The following is a 16713-nucleotide window of genomic DNA, read 5'->3' as shown; positions in this document are numbered from 1 at the left end:
CAGCGTAGCGGCCTACGCCGCCACGACCTCCTCCTCCTCGAGGGCGGTCACCTCGCGCTCGCGGGCGATGCGGGCACCGCGGGCGACGAGCCCGTGCACGACGACCGCGAGCAGCACGGCCGCGGCGAGCCACAGGGCCAGGACGAGCGACGAGCGGCCGAGGGAGGCGCCGGGGAAGTACTGCAGGTCCTGGGCGGCCTGCAGCCAGGCGGCACCGCTCCAGAACGCGTTGAGCCCGGCGAAGAAGCCCGGCTGGAACGCCGGCTGGAAGATCCCGCCGGACGACGTGAAGTTCAGCATGACGAACAGCATCGTGAGGATCGGTGTGGTCCAGCGGCCGAGCAGCGGGTGGAGCCCCACGCCGAGCGCGACGATGATCGCGTCGTACATCCACGCGAACAGGAAGACCTCCCACCGGTTCGTCGTGATGATCCCGTACAGCGGACCGGCGATGAGGATCCCGATGCCCGCCACCACGCCCGCAGTGGCCAGGCCGACGACGGCGGTCCAGAGCGGGCGGAGTCGGGTGGCGAAGGCGGCGACGGCGATCGCGGACGCGTAGCCGCCGACGCTCAGGGCGACGAGCAGGAAGAACAGGCCCTGCCCGGTGGTGTCCTGGTCGCCGGCGGGCACCACGTCCTGCACGGTGAAGGGCAGGTGCGACCGGTACGCGATCGGCATGAAGATCTTCTGCGCCGCGCTCGCGGTGGTCTCGGACGCCGCGGTCGAGACGTAGAGGGTCGCGCCGGTCGCGGTGGGGGCGTAGACGGCGGCGAGGTCCCGGTCGCGCACCTGGCGCTCGGCCTCGGCGGTCGACGCCACCACGTGCGTCACGAGCGCGCCGTCCGACTCGTCGGTGACGGTCTGGGCGAACACCTGGGTCGCCGCGCCCTGTCCGACGATGCCGACGGGGAGGTCGTGCGGCGTCGGGGCGTGGAAGGCGCCGAGGTAGGCCAGTCCCATCCCGACCGCGAGGAAGAGGGGGACGAGGATGTGCGAGCCGAACCCGAGCAGGGTGCGGCCGAGGTGCTGCGGTCGGAGGGCGGACGGACCGGCAGGGCGGCGCGTGGCCCTGGGGGACCGGGGCGCCGCGTGGGCGTGCGGCTGGGCGGGGGTGGTGTGCACGTGCGACGTCGTCGTCGTCATGGGGGAGGACGGTGCGTCGACGGCGGAGGTCGGCGCAAAGTTGTACTTTGCAACTTCAGACACGAAGGGCAACTGTACAACGTCGGTGCAGACCTGTCGACCCGGGCGGGGCCGTGCGCGGTCCTACTCGGTACCCGGGTCCTCGGCGCCCATGCCCGTGAGCAGTGCGCGGAACGAGTCGAGCCGCTCGACCCCGGTCGGGCCGAGTTCGCCCGCCTGCACCCGGTCGACGATCTCCCAGTCGTGCGCCTGGTCGAGGGGGATGCCGTCCGCCGGCTCCCGGACGGGGACCGCGTGCGAGGCGAACGCCCGGAAGACGTTGGCGGGGTCGACGTGGCCGAGGCCGAACGAGCGGACCCCGGGGGTGTCGATGATCCAGCCGCCGTCGCGGACCCGCAGCGCGATCGACGACGACGAGGTGTGGCGACCGCGACCGGTCACCGCGTTGACGACCCCGGTCGCCCGGGACGACCCGGTCAGCGCGTTCACGAGCGTCGACTTGCCGACGCCCGAGTGCCCCACGGTCACAGTCACCCGGTCGTCGAGGACCTCGTGCAGGGCCTCGAACGGGACGTCGTCGGACCGGCTCGTCACGATCCGCAGGTCGAGGCAGTCGAAGTGTGCGAGGAACGCGGTCGGGTCGGCGAGGTCCGTCTTCGTGATGCAGAGGATCGGGTCGAGGCCCGCGTCGAACGCCGCCACCAGGTACCGGTCGATGAGGCGTGTCCGGGGTTCCGGGTCGGCCGCAGCGACGACGACGAGCATCTGGTCGGCGTTCGCCACGATCACGCGCTCGACGTCGTCGGTGTCGTCGGCGCTCCGTCGGAGCAGGGTGGTCCGCTCGGCGACCTTCACGATGCGCGCGAGCGAGCCGGCGTCCCCGGAGACGTCGCCGGCGAGCGACACGTGGTCGCCCGTGACGACCGACTTCTTGCCGAGCTCGCGGGCCTTCGTCGCCGTGATCACCCGCTCGTCGTCCGCGCCGGAGGCCACCAGGACGCCGAACCGCCCGCGGTCGACGTTCGTCACCCAGCCGGTGGGGGCGTCCTCGTACGTCGGGCGGACCTTCGTGCGCGGGCGGTTGCCCTTCGGGTTCGGTCGGACGCGCACGCTCGACTCGTCGTACTGTCCGTACGGCTCGTCCGCGTCGGAGTCGTCACCGTCGACGTCGTCCCACCAGCTCATCGTCTCAGGCCCCCGCGTCGCCGGTCGCGACGAGCGCCGCCCACAGCTCGGGGAACTGCGGCAGGGTCTTCGCGGTCGAACCGATGTCGTCGACAGCCACGCCGTCGACGACGAGCCCGACGATCGCCCCGGCCGTCGCCATCCGGTGGTCGTCGTACGCGGCCCAGGCGCCGCCGTGGAGTGCGGCAGGCTCGATCCGGAGGCCCTCGGCGCGTTCGTGCACCGAGCCTCCTGTGCCGTTGAGGTCCGCCGCCAGGGCGGCGAGGCGATCCGTCTCGTGCCCACGCAGGTGGCCGATCCCGTCGATCTCGGACGGGCCGTCGGCGAGGGCCGCGAGCGCGACGAGCGCGGGCGCGAGCTCGCCGCCGCGGCTCAGGTCGAGCGCGAGGCCGGGCAGGGAGGCGCCGCCCCGCACGCCGACACCGCCGTCGAAGACGAGGTCGGCGCCGTCACGGGTCACGGTCGCGCCCCACCGGGGCAGGAGCGTCTCCAGGTCGGCACCGACCTGGGTCGTGGCCGTCGGCCAGGTCCGGATGCGGACCGTCCCGCCGGCGACGAGCGCCGCGGCGGCGAACGGTGCGGCGTTCGACAGGTCCGGCTCGATGGTCACGTCGCGTGCGGCGATCGGGCCGGGGTGCACGACCCACTCGCCGACCGCGGGTTCGTCGACGCGGACGCCACGGGCACGCAGCGCGGCGACGGTCATCTCGATGTGCGGCATGCTCGGCAGGCGGTCGCCGACGTGCGTGAGGTGCAGCCCCTCGTCGAAGCGCGGTGCCGAGAGCAGCAGCCCGGAGACGAACTGGGACGAGGCCGATGCGTCGATCGCGAGCGACCCGCCGCGGACCGACCCGGTACCGGTGAAGGAGAACGGCATGGCGCCGCCACCGTCGTCGGTGACGTCGACACCGAGGTCGACGAGGGCCTGGATGATCGCGTGCATCGGGCGCCTGCGGGCGTACGGGTCCCCGTCGATCGTGACCGGGCCGACGGCGAGGGCCGCGAGCGGCGGCAGGAAGCGCATCACGGTGCCGGCGAGACCGCAGTCCACCCGGACGTCGCCGTGCATCGCCGCCGGCGTGATCCGGAGGTCCGGGCCGTAGGGGTTCGGGGTCTCGCCGAGGCCGGGGGCGACCTCGTCGACACCCACGCCGAGCTGGCGGAGGGCCTCGACCATGAGCGCCGAGTCCCGCGAGTGCAGCGGCAGCCGGATGGTGGACGGACCGTCGGCGAGGGCCGCGAGCACGAGCTCGCGGTTGGTGAGCGACTTCGACCCCGGGAGCGACACGTCACCGCGCAACGGACCCCGCGCGAGCGGTGCGGTCCAGGGCTCGGTCGGGGACTGGGAATGCGTCGTGACTGCCATCGGTTCACAAGGGTACTGAACGCACCGGGAGGATCAGTGGCGACAGCGACACTCGTACGACCGCGGACGACCATGCCCGCCGTGCCGACGACGCTCGGGGGCACGCTCGGCCTAGACTCGACGGCGATGACGACCGACGAACCGCACGCAGCACCGCACGACCTGGTCGAGGAGACCGAGGCGCAGCTCGACGCGGTGTCCGACGAGGCCGAGCTGCGCGACGACGCAGCCGACGAGCACGACGCAGCGGACGCGGACGACGCGACCGACGAGGTCGTGGCGCTCGGGCAGGACGACACCGCCGACGCGGTCGTGGACGCGAAGACGGTCTCCGAAGCCGAGCTGCGCGCCCTCTTCGAGGACCAGGCGCTCCCCTTCATGGACCAGCTGTACGGCGCGGCGATGCGGATGACCCGCAACCCGGCCGACGCGTCCGACCTCGTGCAGGAGACCTTCGTCAAGGCCTTCGCCGCGTTCCGGCAGTTCCGGCAGGGTACGAACCTCAAGGCCTGGCTGTACCGGATCCTCACGAACACGTTCATCAACACGTACCGCAAGAACCAGCGCAACCCGTACCAGGGCACGATCGACGAGCTCGAGGACTGGCAGCTGGGCGGCGCGGAGAGCGTGACGCAGTCGATCTCGGCGCGCTCCGCCGAGGCCGACGCCATCGACCACCTGCCGTCCTCCGCCGTGAAGGACGCGCTGCAGGCCATCCCCGAGGACTTCCGGATGGCCGTCTACTTCGCCGATGTCGAGGGGTTCTCCTACCAGGAGATCGCCGACATCATGAAGACCCCCGTGGGGACGGTCATGAGCCGCCTCCACCGTGGCCGCCGGCTCCTCCGCGGGCTCCTGGCCGACCACGCACGTGAGACCGGCATCGTCCCGGACGCAGCGTCGACGGCGACGATGCGCGGACGAGGCCGGAAGGTTGCCGCGGCGTCGAGCCGCGTCGAAGGGAAGGAAGCGCGATGAGCGGCTGCGACTGCTCGAAGGCGAAGGCCGAGCTCGAGGAGTTCCTGCACGGGGAGCTCTGCCGCGAGGACGCGGCGGACATCCGTGAGCACATGGAGGACTGCGAGGACTGCACGACCGAGCACCGCGTCGGCGTCGTCCTGATCGAGACGGTCCGTCGCGCGTGCAAGGAGACCGCGCCCGAGGAACTCCGCACGGAGATCCTCGCCCGCATCCGACTGGAGCAGGCCACCCACTGAGCGTCCTGGCAGCCGTCGTCACACGGGCGGGGCTGTCGGTAGTGTCGCGGGCATGACCCTCTCCGTCGAGTCGATCACCACCTGGTCCGACACGGACGTCTCCGACGTCGCCGCCCTCGTCCGCCTGCTCGGCCACGAGGTCGACGACGCCGCGATGCGTGCCCGCCTCGAGCGGCTCACGCCCGAGGCCGGGCACCGGACCTGGCTGGTGCGGGACGACGACGGTCGCGCGATCGCCGTCGCCGGCGCCCAGGTCACGTGGGCGTACGCCAGCGACGAGCCGACCGCGCAGCTGCTGCTCATGGTGGTCGACGAGTCGGCCAGGAGGCTCGGCACGGGTTCCGCACTCATCGGCACCTTCGAAGCGTGGGCGGTCGAGCAGGGCGCGCGTCGCCTCAGCGCGGTCAGCGCCGCGGCCACGGACAGCGCGCACCGCTTCTACCAGAAGCGCGGCTACCACGACGCCGGGGTGCGGTACACGAAGCTCCGGTGACGATCGCGCGGGCGCCCATCGCGCCAGCGCTGATGGCGCGGGCGAGATTGAGCGGGCGCCCATCGCGCGGGCGCTGATGGCACCCCGCTGATCGCACCCCCTGACGAACACTGCGCCCCGTCGAGACGGGGCGCAGTGTTCGGTGCGGGGCGCGCTCTGGCCCTCGGGATTGCCGGGGCGTCGGCGATCCCGACGGCCCCCGGGGCGTCGGCGAGCCCGACGGACGCCGGGGCGTCGGCGAGCCCGACGGACCCCGGCTAGCCCAGGGCCTTCGTGATGACCTCGGTCGCCTCCTGCGCGGAGCGCTTCGAGGAGCCCGTCGCCGGAGCGGCACTCGCGGGTCGAGCGGCGACCGACAGCGGGCGGCCGTCGAGGTGCGGCGACAGGTTCATGCAGACGAACGGCCAGGCACCCTGGTTCTCCGGCTCCTCCTGAGCCCAGACGACGTCGGCGTCCGGGTAGCCCGCGAGCACCTCGAGGATCTGGTCGAGGGGGAGCGGCGCGAGCTGCTCGAGCCGGACGAGGGCCACGTCGGTGACGCCGCGCTTCTCGACCTCGGCGCGCAGGTCGTGGTGCACCTTGCCGGAGTGCAGGACCACGCGGCGGACGGCGGACCGGTCGGTCACGCGGTCGTCGTCGATGACCTCGGCGAAGGTGCCGCTCGTGAACGCGTCCACCGGGCTGGTCGCCTGGCGGAGGCGCAGCATGGCCTTCGGGGAGAACACGATGAGCGGCTTCTGCGGACGCTCCCACGCCTGGCGTCGCAGCAGGTGGAAGTACGACGCCGGGGTCGATGGCCGTGCGACCACCATGTTGTCCTCGGCGCAGAGCTGCAGGTAGCGCTCGATGCGCGCCGACGAGTGGTCCGGCCCCTGGCCCTCGTAGCCGTGGGGGAGCAGGAGCACGAGGCCCGAGCGCTGTCCCCACTTCTGCTCGGCCGACGAGATGAACTCGTCGATGACGGTCTGGGCGCCGTTCGCGAAGTCGCCGAACTGCGCCTCCCACAGCACGAGGGCCTCGGGGCGCTCGACCGAGTAGCCGTACTCGAACGCCATCGCGGCGTACTCGCTGAGGAGCGAGTCGTAGATGTACAGGCGGGCCTGGTCCTCGGTGAGGTTCGCGAGCGGCAGCCACTCCTGGCCGTTCACCCGGTCGTGGAAGACGGCCTGGCGCTGCACGAACGTGCCGCGGCGGGCGTCCTGCCCGGCGAGCCGGACCGGCTTGCCCTCGACGAGGATCGAGCCGATCGCCATGAGCTCGGCCATCGCCCAGTCGACGCCCCCGTTCCGGGTCATGTCGGTTCGCTTGGTCAGCAGCTGCTGCAGCTTCGGGTGGACCTGGAAGCCGGCCGGCGGGTTGCTGTGCGCGTCGCCGATCGCCCGGACGAGGTCCTCGGAGACGGCGGTGTCGTGCACCTCGACCTCGGAGTCGTCGCGCTGTGCCGCCGGCCGTTCGAGGCCCTGCACGGCGCCGTCGTCGTCGACCGTGACGACCGGGATCGTGCCGGTCTGGGCTTCGTGGGTCTCGGCGAAGGCGCGTTCGAGGCGGTCCTGGAAGTCGCGGTGCGCCTCGTCGTACTCCTCCTGCGTGATGTCGCCGCGGCCGACGAGGGCCTCGGTGTAGAGGGTGCGGACGGAGCGCTTCGCCTCGATGAGGTTGTACATGAGCGGCTGCGTCATCGAGGGGTCGTCGCCCTCGTTGTGCCCGCGGCGGCGGTAGCAGATGAGGTCGATGACGACGTCGCGGTGGAACTCCTCGCGGTAGGCGAAGGCGAGCTCGGCGACGCGGGCCACGGCCTCGGGGTCGTCCCCGTTCACGTGGAAGATCGGTGCCTGGATCGTCTTCGCGACGTCGGTGGAGTACACCGAGCTGCGAGCCGACTCGGGCGGGGTGGTGAACCCGACCTGGTTGTTGATCACGAGGTGCACGGTGCCGCCGGTGCGGTAGCCGCGCAGCTGCGACATCTGCAGGGTCTCGACCACGACGCCCTGTCCGGCCATCGCCGCGTCGCCGTGGACGAGCACCGGCAGCACGCCGAACGTGCCGGGTGCCTGGCGGTCCTGCTTCGCGCGGACGATCCCCTCGAGCACGCCGTCGACGGCCTCGAGGTGGGACGGGTTCGCGGCGATCGTCACCGGGATGGCGGTGCCGTCGCTCGCGCGGAAGACGCCCTCGGTGCCGACGTGGTACTTCACGTCGCCCGATCCCTGGCCCGAGACGGTGCCGGGGAGCGCCGAGCCCTCGAACTCGCGGAAGATCTGACCGTAGGTCTTGCCGGCGATGTTCGTCAGCACGTTGAGGCGGCCGCGGTGTGCCATGCCGATCGCGACCTCGTCGAGGCCGGCGGTCGCGGCGTGCTGGATGAGCGAGTCGAGGAAGGCGATCGTCGACTCGCCACCCTCGAGCGAGAAGCGCTTCTGGCCGACGTACTTCGTCTGCAGGAAGGTCTCGAACGCCTCGGCCTCGTTGAGCTTGCCGAGGACACGGAGCTGCTCGTCCTTCGAAGGCTTCGAGTACGGCACCTCGATGTGCGCCTGCACCCAGCGGCGCTGCTCCGGGTCCTGGATGTGCATGTACTCGATGCCGACCGTGCGGCAGTAGGCGTCGCGGAGGATCCCGAGCACGTCGCGGAGCGGCGCGTTGGTCGTGCCGGCGAGCCCGCCGGTGACGAACTCGCGGTCGAGGTCCCAGAAGGTCAGCCCGTGGCTCTCGATCTCGAGGTCCGGGTGGGTGCGCTGCCGGTACTCGAGCGGGTCGATGTCGGCCATCAGGTGCCCGCGGACGCGGAAGCTGTTGATGAGCTCCTGCACGCGCGCGGTCTTGTTCACCCGGTGCGCGAGGTCGACGTTGATGTCGTTCGCCCACTGGATCGGCTTGTAGGGGATCCGGAGCGCCGAGAAGATGTCCTCGTAGAAGGCGTGCTCGCCGATGAGCCGCTCGTGCACCTTCTTGAGGTACTCGCCCGACCCGGCGCCCTGGATGACGCGGTGGTCGTAGGTGCTCGTGAGCGTGATGGTCTTGCCGATGCCGAGCTCGACGAGCGTCTTCGCCGCGGACCCCTGGAACTGTGCGGGGTACTCGAGCGCGCCGGCGCCGATGATCGCGCCCTGCCCCTTGGTGAGGCGGGGGACCGAGTGCACCGTGCCGATGCCGCCGGGGTTCGTCAGCGAGATCGTCGTGCCCTGGAAGTCGGTCGGGGTGAGCTTGTTGTCGCGGGCGCGCTTGACGAGGTCCTCGTAGGCGGAGAGGAACTGGCCGAACGTCAGCGTCTCGGCGCGCTTGATGCTCGGGACGAGCAGGGACCGGGTGCCGTCCTTCTTCGGGACGTCGATCGCGATGCCGAGGTTCACGTGGGCGGGGGCGACCACGAAGGGCTTGCCGTCGCGCTCCTCGTAGAACACGTTCTGGCTCGGGAACTCCTTGAGCGCCTGCACCATCGCCCACCCGATGAGGTGCGTGAACGAGATCTTCCCGCCGCGGGCCCGTCGGAGGTGGTTGTTGATGACGATGCGGTTGTCGATCATCAGCTTCGCCGGGATCGTCCGCACGCTCGTCGCGGTCGGGACCGTGAGCGAGGCGTCCATGTTCGACGCGAGCGCCTTCGCCATGCCCCGGAGCGGGGTCGCCACGTCCTCGTGGGTCTCCTCGTGGTGGTCGGCCTCGTCGTTCGCCTCGGCCGGGATCGGCTGCGGGGTGGGCTGGCGCGACGTGGTCTTCGCCTGGATCGGCCCGGCCTTCGCCTCGCCGGGGGCGTCACCGGTCGCGGGCTGCTGGGTCGTGGACTGCTGCTGCTCGGGTGCGGCCGGCGCTGCGGGGGTCGCGCTCGACGTGGCGCCGCCCTGGGTGCGGTGGTAGCTCTCGAGGACCGGCCACCAGGACTTGTCCACGGACTCCTTGTCGGCGACGAACTGCTCGTAGAGCTCGTCGACGAGCCACTCGTTCGCCCCGAATTCGCCCGCGGTCTCGTCCGTTCCGGTCAGATGGCTCGACACAGCCGATCGCCCACTCTCCGTCGATAGATGCTCGTGTGTGTCGTGCGTGGCAACCCTGCCTCGCACAGGTGCCAAGCCTAGCCGCTCGCGGATGACCGTTCGGTGTCAGGCGGAGGCGCGTCGCGCCCGGCGACCGGGTGTCGCGCGTGTCGCGCCGGAGGCGTGCCGAGCCGCCCCGACCGGCCACCCCGCATCGCCGTACAGTGGGGCCCATGAGGTTCTACGAGACGCGGCCGACACACGACCTGACCTACTCCGACGTCTTCCTCGTCCCCAGCCGGTCGGCGGTGACGAGCCGGTTCGACGTGGACCTCTCGGCGAACGACGGATCCGGTGCGACCATCCCGATCGTCAGCGCCAACATGAACTCGGTCACCGGGCCTCGCCTCGCCGCGACGCTCGCCCGACGCGGCGGCCTCGGCGTCCTGCCCCAGGACATGCACCTGCAGGACCTCGACGCCGCGATCCGCTGGGTCAAGGAGCAGCCCGTCGACTTCGACACCGCCTACGACATGGGCGCCGACACCACCGTCGCCGAAGCGCTCGAGCAGCTGCTGCCCGTCGCCGGCCGCGGGGTCGTCGTCCGGGACGCCGCTGGTGCGTACCTCGGCTGCGTCCCCGCCGGTCGACTCGGCACCGCCGGACCCGACGCGACACTCCGCGACCTGCTGCACGGAGCCTCGACCGCGATCGACGCCGAGGACGCCGGCACCCCGCGGCACGTGTACGACGTGCTGAGCGCCGCCGAGGTCGACTTCGCGCCGGTCATGCGGCACGGCAAGGTCGTCGGCACGGTCAGCCAGACCAGCGCGATCCGCTCCGACATCTACCGCCCCGCGGTGGACGCCTCCGGCCGCCTGCGCGTCGCCGCCGCGATCGGCATCAACGGCGACGTCGCCGCCAAGGCGCAGGCCCTCGCGGCCGCCGGCGTCGACGTGCTCGTCCTCGACACCGCGCACGGCCACCAGGAGGGCATGCTCCGTGCGCTCCGCACCGTCGCCGCCCTCGGGCTGGACATCCCGCTCGTCGCGGGCAACGTGGTCACCGCCGACGCCGTCGCCCACCTCGTCGAGGCAGGCGCGAGCATCATCAAGGTCGGCGTCGGACCCGGCGCGATGTGCACCACGCGCATGATGACCGCCGTCGGGCGCCCGCAGTTCTCCGCGGTGCTCGAGACCGCCGCCGCCGCGCGCTCGCTCGGCGCGCACGTCTGGGCCGACGGCGGGGTCCGGTACCCGCGCGACGTCGCGCTCGCCCTCGCGGCCGGCGCCTCCGCCGTGATGATCGGCTCGTGGTTCGCCGGGACGCTCGAGGCGCCGGGCGTGCTCCGCCGCGACGCCGCGGGCAAGGCCTACAAGGAGAGCTGGGGCATGGCGTCGGCGAAGGCCGTCCGCGAGCGCTTCGAGCGCCTCGACCCCTACGAGCGGGCCCGCAAGGCGCTCTTCGCCGAGGGCATCTCGTCGTCGACGATCTACCTCGACCCGGAGCGGCCGAGCGTCGAGGACCTGCTCGACATGATCACCACCGGTGTCCGCAGCTCGGCGACGTACGCGGGCGCGTCCTCGCTCGCCGAGTTCTCCGAGCGGGCGCTCGTCGGCATCCAGTCGGCCGCCGGCTACGAGGAGGGCAAGCCGCTCCCCGTCAGCTGGTAGCGCGCGCCAGACTCTCGCGCTGAGCGACAGCTCACGGGCGAGGCAGCGCGTGACGTGTCGCTGGGCGCGAAACGCATGCCGACGCCGTGGTCGCGACCACGGACGGACGGGAGGCGCGGTGCCAGCCGGCACCGCGCCTCCCGTCAATCAGTCGCGCGCGTCTACCGCCGCCTCGTCGCGTCCTCGACGGTGCCGACGAGCTCCTCGAGGATGTCCTCGAGGAAGAGCACGCCGAGCGTCCGGCCCTCGGCGTCGAACGCCCGGGCGACGTGGCGGCCCGCGGCACGCATCGTCGCGAGCGCGTCCTCGAGGTCCATCTCCGTGTAGAGCGAGATGAGCTGCCGGATGCGCTTGGGCGGCACCGGGTCGTCGTACTCGTCGGGTCGGAGGTCGATGACGTCCTTCACGTGCACGTAGCCCGTGGGGGAGCCGTCCTCGGCCACGAGCACGTACCGCGAGAACCCGCGCTGCGCCACGGCCCGTTCCACGTCACCGGGGGTGGCGTCCTCGGGGAGCGTGACGAGCTCGGCCATCGGCACCGCGACGTCCTTGACCTTCTTCTCGGTGAACTCGAACGCCAGGGCGAGCTTCCCGTCGTCGGTGAGGGTGCCCTCGCGACGGGACTGCTCGACGATGGTCTGCACCTCTTCCACGGTGAACGCGCTGACGGCCTCGTCCTTCGGCTCGACCTTGAACACGCGCAGCACGGCGTTCGCGGCCTCGTTCAGGCCGACGATCACCCAGTGCAGGCCGTGCCCGATGTACCAGAGCGTCGGCACGAGCAGGAGCGCGGCGCGGTCCGGCATCGAGAACGAGATGTTCTTCGGCACCATCTCGCCGAACACCACGTGCAGGAACGAGACGAGCAGCAGGGTGAAGACGAACGCGACCGTGCCGATCACCTCGGCGCTCCACCCGGTCAGGTGCAGCGGGACCTCGAGCAGGTGGTGGATCGCCGGCTCGGACACGTTGAGGATGAGGAGCGAGCAGACCGTGATGCCGAGCTGCGTGGTGGCCAGCATGCGCGTGGCGTGCTCCATCGCCCAGAGTGTCATCTGCGCGGCCTTCGAGCCTTCCTCTGCGCGCGGCTCGATCTGCGAGCGGCGGGCGGAGATGACGGCGAACTCGGCCGCGACGAAGTAGGCGTTGCCGAGCAGCAGCACGACGAGCCAGAAGATGCCCCACCAGTCGGAGCTCATCGGGTGCTGCCCTTCGTCGTGGTCTTCGTGGCCGGGGTCTTCGTCGCCGGGGTCTTCGTCGCGGGGATGATGATGCCCGTCGCCGGGGTCGGGGGCGGGGTGGGCGTCCAGCGGATCCGGTCGATGCGGCGCCCGTCGAGGCGCTCGACGCGGAAGACGCCGTCGTCGAGCCGGACCTCGTCGCCGACCACCGGCAGGCGGCCGAGCGTCGACATGATGAAGCCGCCGACGGTCTCGTACGGGCCGTCCTCGGGGACGGTCACGCCGGCGCGGTCCTCGAGCTCGTCGGGGCGCAGCAGCCCGGGGAACGTCAGCCAGTCGCGGGAGCGGACGACGTCGATCCGCGCGCGGTCGTGCTCGTCGGACACCTCGCCCACGATCTCCTCGATGAGGTCCTCGAGGGTCACGACCCCGGCGGTGCCGCCGTACTCGTCGACCACGATCACCATCTGGTAGCCGCGACCGCGGACCTCGGTCAGGAGGGTGTCGCCGGGCATCGTCTCGGGGACCCGTTCGGCGTCGGTCATGAGGGCGCCGACGGGCACCTCCGGACGCTTCTCGCGCGGGACGGCGACGGCCTGCTTCACGTGCACGATGCCCACGACGTCGTCGGCGTCCTCCTCGATCACGGGGAACCGGCTGAACCCGGTCCGCCGTGCGAGGGCGATGACGTCGTCGGCGGACTCGGAGACCCGGATCGTCGACAGGCGCGGGCGCGGGGTCATCACGTCGCTCGCGCTCAGCTCGGAGAACGAGATGGTGCGCTCGAGGAGCGTCGCGGTGTCCTGTTCGAGGGAGCCCTCGGACGCCGACCGACGGAGCAGCGAGGTGAGCTCCTCGGCGCTGCGGGCGCCGGACAGCTCTTCCTGGGGCTCGATCCCCATGGCGCGGAGCACGGCGTTGGCGGTGCCGTTCAGCACGGCGACGGCCGGCTTGAACACCGTCGTGAACGCCACCTGCAGGGGCACGACGAGCTTGGCGGTCTGCAGGGGCAGCGCGAGCGCGAAGTTCTTCGGCACCAGCTCGCCGAGGATCATCGACAGCAGCGTCGCGATGACGAGCGCCACGATCGAGCCGACCGTCTCGACGATCGCCTCGGGGAGCCGCATCGCGAGGAACGGCGCCTCGAGCAGCTTCGCGACCGACGGTTCGAGCAGGTAGCCGGTGAGCAGCGTCGTGAGCGTGATGCCGAGCTGCGCGCTGGACAGGTGGGTCGAGGTGACCTTCAGCGCGCCGATGACGGGCGCGAGGCCGGTCTCGCCGCGGTCGCGCCGTGCCTCGACGTCCGCGCGGTCGAGGTTGACCAGCGCGAACTCGGACGCGACGAAGACGCCGGTGCCGAGCGTCAGCAGGATGCCACCGATCAGCATGACGATGTCGATCGGGCTCATGATCCACCTCCCGCAGGGCGCGAGGGAGTGCAGCTCACCGAGTGAGCGGCGGATGAGTGAGGCGAGGAACTATTCGGAGGATCGTCCACAGTGCTGACCATCCTACTGCCTGGCGCGGGTCGGAACCGAGAGGACGTACAGGATGCGGGTCGCGCCTCCCGGACCGCGGGTGGGTCCAGGAGGCGCGACCCGCATCGCGCACGCCGGCCTACGCCGTGACGCGGGCGCGGTGGTACTGCTGCGGCTCGTAGTCGACCGTGACCCCGAGCTCGGCGGCGGCGCGGAGCGGGAAGGCCGGGTCGCGGAGGAACTCGCGGCCGACCATCACGACGTCGGCCTGGCCGGTCGCGACGATCTGCTCGGCCTGGAACGCGTCCGAGATCATCCCGACCGCGATCGTCCCGATGCCGGCGTCGCGCTTGATCGCGTCGGCGAAGGGCACCTGGTAACCCGGCCCGACGGGGATCGGCGCGTTGGCCACGTTGCCGCCGGTCGACACGTCGGCGAGGTCGGCGCCGTGCTCGGCGGCCCAGCGGGCGACCTCGGTGGTCTCCTCGAGCGTCAGACCGCCCGGGGTCCAGTCGGTCGCCGAGAAGCGGACGACGACGGGGAAGCCCTCGCCGACCTCGGCACGCACGGCATCGAGCACCTCGAGGAGCGCGCGGGCGCGGTTCTCGAGCGAGCCGCCGTAGGAGTCGGTGCGGTGGTTGCTGAGCGGCGAGAGGAACTGGTGCAGCAGGTAGCCGTGCGCCGCGTGGATCTCGACGAGGTCGAACCCGGCCTCGGCGGCACGGCGGGCGGCTTGGGCGAACGCGAGGGCGACGACGCGGATGTCCTCGACGGCGAGCTCGCGCGGCTCGGCGTACCCGTCGAAGGCGACGGCGGACGGCGCGACGGTCGACCAGCCGCCCTGCTCGGCCGGCACGGACCCGTGCGTCGGCTCCCACGGGCGGAACGTCGACGCCTTGCGGCCGGCGTGGGCCAGCTGGACGCCGGCGGCGGCCCCCTGCGCGTGGATGAAGTCGACGATCGGGCGGAACGCGTCGCGCTGTTCGTCGTTCCAGAGGCCGAGGTCCTGCGGGCTGATGCGCCCCTCGGGCACGACACCGGTGGCCTCGACCACGACCGCGCCGGCACCGCCCTTGGCGAACCCGCCGAGGTGGACGAGATGCCACGGGGTGGGCAGGCCGTCCTGGGCCTCGGCAGAGTACTGGCACATCGGGGAGACCCAGATGCGGTTGCGGACGGTGAGGTCGCGGATGATGATCGGTTCGAACAGGGCGTGCGTCACGCGGGCTCCTTCTCGGCGGTCGCACCGGTGTCCGCGAGTCCCAGCAGGAACGCGCGGAGAGCGGCGGGCGACGTGTAGTGGTGGCCGACCGCTCCGATCGCTTCCGCGCCGGCGGCGTTCTCGGCCCTGTTGTCGACGAACACCATCTGCGCCGGGGCGATTCCCAGTCGCTCGCACGTGTCGTGGTAGATCGAGGCGTCCGGCTTCAGGACGTGCTCCTCGGCGCTCACCACGACCGTCTCGAACAGGGAGCCCATCGGGGACCGGCGGTACGGGTCGCCGAAGTCGAACCCGGCGTTCGAGAGCAGGGCCAGTCGGGTGCCGGCGTCGTGCAGCTCCTCGACGATCGCGAGCGTGTCCGGGTCGACCTCGAACCAGCCGGTGAAGTCGATCGCCCAGAACCGGTGGATCTCGGCGGTGCTCCACGTCCGGCCGGTGCGCTCGGCGATCGCGCGCCAGTACGCCAGCACGGAGAGGTCGCCGCGGTCGAGGTCGTGCCGGAGCTCCTGGTACACGGGGAACAGCTCGTCCGCCGGCACCCCGGTCGCCGCGACGAGCGCGTCGCGCGACGCGTGCGGCGTCCGGCTGATCACCTCGCCGTAGTCGAAGACCACCACACGACCGGGCAGGAACAGGCTCATGCGCTCCACCGTAACGTGGCGGTCGTGAACGACTTCGTCCCCTTCGCCCCGACCGACGCCGCCGCCTGGACCACCGCCCCGCACGGCGACTCCACGAAGTACCGCCGCGGGGTCCTCGGCGTCGCGACGGGCTCCGACCAGTACCCGGGCGCCGCCGTGATGGGTGTCGACGCGGCGGTGCACACGGGCGTCGGGATGGTCCGGTACGTCGGACCGTCGCGTGCGTCGGACCACGTGCTCGCACGGCGTCCCGAGGTCGTCGCCGGGGTCGGACGCGTGCAGGCCTGGCTCGTCGGCTCGGGGATCTCGGCACCGTCGCTCGACGACCTGGACGACGTGACGGCAGAGGGCTTCGGGCACGCCTCGGACGACGGGGTCCCCGTGGTCGTCGACGCCGGGGCGATCCCGCTCGTCGACCTCGGCCCCCTCGCGGTGCTGACGCCGCACGCGGGGGAGCTCGCCGGCGTCCTGCACGAGTCGCGGGAGTCCATCGAGCAGGACCCGGCCGCGGCAGCGCTCCGGGCCGCCGCGCAGACCGGGAGCGTCGTGCTCCTGAAGGGGTCCGCCACGCACGTCGCGACGCCGGACGGGTCGGTGCGGCTCGTCGCGTCCTCGGCGACGCCGTGGCTCGCGGCCGCCGGCGCCGGGGACGTGCTCGGCGGGGTGCTCGGGGCGCTGGTCGCGGCCCGTCAGGGAGCCGCCGAGGCGTCCGGGTCCACGCTGACGCCGTCCGACCTCGCCCACCTGGCGGCGACCGCGGCGGTGGTGCACGGGATCGCGGCACGGCGGGCGTCCGGCGGCGGACCGTTCACCATGACGGCACTGATCGAGCAGCTGCCCGGGGTGGTGCGCGACCTCGTCGTCGCGGGCGACGCCCGGGGGTAGACGCGAGCGGCTGGATCGGGCGGGGCAGGGCCCCTGGGCCGACTCGGAACGACACGCCCGACGTCGAACGACAGCGCAGGGGTCGTTCGTTGCGGGCGCAACGGTTGCAGGCGCGCGGTTGCGACATGGCCGCTGTCGTACGACAGTGCAGGGGTCGTTTGTTGCGGGCGCAACGGTTGCAGGCGCGCGGTTGCGACATCGCCGCTGTCGTACGACAGTGCAGGGGTCGTTTGTTGCGGGCGCAACGGTTGCAGG

Annotated in this window: 13 protein-coding genes; 5 read left to right on the top strand and 8 right to left on the bottom strand. The window is 72.1% G+C overall.

The genetic code is table 11. The features are described 5' to 3' along the window. Nucleotides 1–12 precede the first annotated feature (12 nt). The 3 genes from ACIQUC_RS04200 to aroA are packed head-to-tail and all read right to left on the bottom strand — an operon-like array spanning nucleotide 13 to nucleotide 3697. Nucleotides 13–1209 (bottom strand): hypothetical protein, encoded by a 1197-nt coding sequence (locus ACIQUC_RS04200; RefSeq protein ID WP_402263573.1) that lies wholly within the window; start codon nucleotides 1207–1209, stop codon nucleotides 13–15. A 60-nt stretch (nucleotides 1210–1269) separates the two neighbouring features. Beyond that, nucleotides 1270–2331 (bottom strand): ribosome small subunit-dependent GTPase A, encoded by a 1062-nt coding sequence (rsgA, locus tag ACIQUC_RS04195; RefSeq protein WP_402263570.1) that lies wholly within the window; start codon nucleotides 2329–2331, stop codon nucleotides 1270–1272. A gap of 4 nt (nucleotides 2332–2335) precedes the next feature. Further along, complete coding sequence (gene aroA, locus ACIQUC_RS04190; protein WP_402263568.1) at nucleotides 2336–3697, bottom strand: 3-phosphoshikimate 1-carboxyvinyltransferase; 1362 nt, start codon at nucleotides 3695–3697, stop codon at nucleotides 2336–2338. 126 nt (nucleotides 3698–3823) lie between these two features. Between aroA and ACIQUC_RS04185 the strand changes: the two genes are divergently transcribed. Genes ACIQUC_RS04185 through ACIQUC_RS04175 form a run of 3 tightly spaced genes read left to right on the top strand, consistent with a single transcriptional unit; the run spans nucleotide 3824 to nucleotide 5407 of the window. Then, complete coding sequence (locus ACIQUC_RS04185) at nucleotides 3824–4675, top strand: sigma-70 family RNA polymerase sigma factor (protein WP_402263565.1); 852 nt, start codon at nucleotides 3824–3826, stop codon at nucleotides 4673–4675. Continuing rightward, the gene (locus tag ACIQUC_RS04180; RefSeq protein ID WP_022907553.1) at nucleotides 4672–4914 is read left to right on the top strand and encodes a zf-HC2 domain-containing protein; all 243 of its coding nucleotides are present in this window, start codon (nucleotides 4672–4674) and stop codon (nucleotides 4912–4914) included. The genes ACIQUC_RS04185 and ACIQUC_RS04180 overlap by 4 nt, the downstream gene beginning before the upstream one ends. Nucleotides 4915–4966: 52 nt before the next feature. After that, nucleotides 4967–5407 carry a GNAT family N-acetyltransferase gene (locus tag ACIQUC_RS04175; protein WP_022907554.1) on the top strand — a complete coding sequence of 147 codons (441 nt, stop codon included), beginning with the start codon at nucleotides 4967–4969 and terminating at the stop codon, nucleotides 5405–5407. Nucleotides 5408–5664: 257 nt separating this feature from the next. Here the strand turns inward: ACIQUC_RS04175 and ACIQUC_RS04170 are convergent, their stop codons facing one another. Beyond that, nucleotides 5665–9399, bottom strand: coding sequence for a multifunctional oxoglutarate decarboxylase/oxoglutarate dehydrogenase thiamine pyrophosphate-binding subunit/dihydrolipoyllysine-residue succinyltransferase subunit (locus ACIQUC_RS04170; RefSeq protein ID WP_402263561.1), 3735 nt, complete (start codon nucleotides 9397–9399; stop codon nucleotides 5665–5667). A gap of 212 nt (nucleotides 9400–9611) precedes the next feature. Here ACIQUC_RS04170 and ACIQUC_RS04165 point away from each other — a divergent pair, with 212 nt between their 5' ends. Then, nucleotides 9612–11051, top strand: coding sequence for a GuaB1 family IMP dehydrogenase-related protein (locus tag ACIQUC_RS04165; protein WP_402263559.1), 1440 nt, complete (start codon nucleotides 9612–9614; stop codon nucleotides 11049–11051). A gap of 161 nt (nucleotides 11052–11212) precedes the next feature. On the opposite strand, the gene ACIQUC_RS04160 is transcribed toward ACIQUC_RS04165, so the two are convergent. The 4 genes from ACIQUC_RS04160 to ACIQUC_RS04145 all read right to left on the bottom strand — a co-directional run bounded on the left by ACIQUC_RS04160 (nucleotide 11213) and on the right by ACIQUC_RS04145 (nucleotide 15573). Further along, entirely contained in the window at nucleotides 11213–12250 is a 1038-nt protein-coding gene (locus tag ACIQUC_RS04160) for a hemolysin family protein (protein WP_022907558.1), read from the bottom strand. After that, a complete protein-coding gene (locus ACIQUC_RS04155; RefSeq protein ID WP_402263556.1) occupies nucleotides 12247–13641 on the bottom strand; it encodes a hemolysin family protein in 1395 nt (464 codons plus the stop codon). The genes ACIQUC_RS04160 and ACIQUC_RS04155 overlap by 4 nt, the downstream gene beginning before the upstream one ends. A 208-nt stretch (nucleotides 13642–13849) precedes the next feature. Beyond that, on the bottom strand, nucleotides 13850–14932 hold the full coding sequence (locus ACIQUC_RS04150; protein WP_402263554.1) for an NADH:flavin oxidoreductase/NADH oxidase: 1083 nt from the start codon (nucleotides 14930–14932) through the stop codon (nucleotides 13850–13852). Beyond that, nucleotides 14929–15573 (bottom strand): HAD family hydrolase, encoded by a 645-nt coding sequence (locus ACIQUC_RS04145; RefSeq protein ID WP_402263551.1) that lies wholly within the window; start codon nucleotides 15571–15573, stop codon nucleotides 14929–14931. The genes ACIQUC_RS04150 and ACIQUC_RS04145 overlap by 4 nt, the downstream gene beginning before the upstream one ends. A gap of 24 nt (nucleotides 15574–15597) precedes the next feature. On the opposite strand from ACIQUC_RS04145, the gene ACIQUC_RS04140 reads away from it, so the two are divergent. Continuing rightward, nucleotides 15598–16458: an NAD(P)H-hydrate dehydratase gene (locus tag ACIQUC_RS04140; protein ID WP_402263548.1), complete on the top strand. Its 861-nt coding sequence runs from the start codon at nucleotides 15598–15600 to the stop codon at nucleotides 16456–16458. Nucleotides 16459–16713: the final 255 nt, after the last annotated feature.

It is taken from the genome of Curtobacterium sp. NPDC098951 (assembly GCF_044759965.1).
Lineage (GTDB): Bacteria > Actinomycetota > Actinomycetes > Actinomycetales > Microbacteriaceae > Curtobacterium.
This window is presented reverse-complemented; position numbering and strand designations above follow the sequence as displayed.